Source organism: Streptomyces spongiae, assembly GCF_009377185.1.
Classification (GTDB): domain Bacteria; phylum Actinomycetota; class Actinomycetes; order Streptomycetales; family Streptomycetaceae; genus Streptomyces; species Streptomyces spongiae.
Genome location: NZ_VJZC01001084.1, coordinates 1 through 1,229, shown reverse-complemented (window position 1 = coordinate 1,229; position 1,229 = coordinate 1). Strand labels below are relative to the sequence as shown.

General features: G+C 71.1%; 1 protein-coding gene. It reads left to right on the top strand.

Going from position 1 to position 1,229, the window contains the following annotated elements:
• Positions 1-154: 154 nt before the first annotated feature.
• On the top strand, positions 155-1,174 hold the full coding sequence (locus FNH08_RS50270; protein ID WP_152778710.1) for a LacI family DNA-binding transcriptional regulator: 1,020 nt from the start codon (positions 155-157) through the stop codon (positions 1,172-1,174).
• Positions 1,175-1,229 lie beyond the last annotated feature (55 nt).

The following is a 1,229-nucleotide window of genomic DNA, read 5'->3' as shown; positions in this document are numbered from 1 at the left end:
CCCCCTTAGGCGCCCACCCGCAAACCGACGGAGTCGAAGCGCTTCGACAAACTATGGACACCCACCTTTCGTCGAGCTACTGTCGAGCCACCCTCACTCGCTGTTGTCCAGAAAAAGCGCGCAGTCGAAGCGCTTCACACGCTTGGAGAGCTGGATGGTCACCCTCGCCGAGGTCGCCCAGCACGCCGGAGTCTCGGCGAGCACGGTGAGCTATGTCCTCAGCGGCAAGCGGTCCATCTCCGCGGGCACCCGGCAGCGGGTCGAGCGGAGCATCCAGGAGCTCGGCTACCACCCGAACGCGGGGGCCCGGGCCCTGGCGAGCAGCAGGTCCAACATCATCGCGCTGATGGTCCCGCTCCGTACGGACATGTACGTGCCCGTGATGATGGAGATCGCCATAGCCGTGGCGACCACGGCCCGCACCCACGGGTACGACGTCCTGCTGCTCACCGGCGAGGAGGGCCCCGACGCGGTCCGGCGCGTCACGGGCAGCGGTCTCGCCGACGCGATGATCCTGATGGACGTGGAGCTCGACGACGAGCGGCTGCCGTTGCTGCGGCAGTCGGACCAGCCGTCGGTGCTCATCGGTCTGCCCGCCGACACCACCGGACTGACCTGCGTCGATCTCGACTTCGCCGCGACGGGTGCCCTGTGCGCCGAGCACCTGGCCATGCTCGGCCACCGCGACATCGCCGTCATAGGCGAGGCACCCGCCGTCTACGAGCGGCACACCGGTTTCGCCGAGCGCACGCTCGACGGGCTGCGGGCCCGCTCGCAGGAGCTGGGGCTGCGCGTGCTGCACCGGCCGTGCGAGGGCGGGTACGACGTGATGGCCGTGACCCTCTCCCGGATCTTCGACGAGCGCCCGAGCACCACGGGCTTCGTCGTGCAGAACGAGTCCGCGGTCGCACCGCTGCTCGCGCTGTTGCGCCAGCAGGGCCGCGCGGTGCCCGAGGACGTGTCCGTGATCGCCGTCTGCCCGGACCAGGTCGCCACCCAGGCGTCCGTGCGGCTCACCTCGGTCGCCATCCCGGCGCAGGAGATGGGCCGGCACGCGGTGGAGCACCTGGTGGCCAAGCTGGACGGGCGCGGGACGGACGAAGTCGTGCTGCTCGCACCGGAGTTGACGGTGCGGGCGAGCACGGGCCCGGTGCCGTCGCCGTCCGCCGGCTGACCCCACGGCTTCCCGCTCGACCGCGCCTCCCGTACGCCTCCCCCCGTACGCCCCC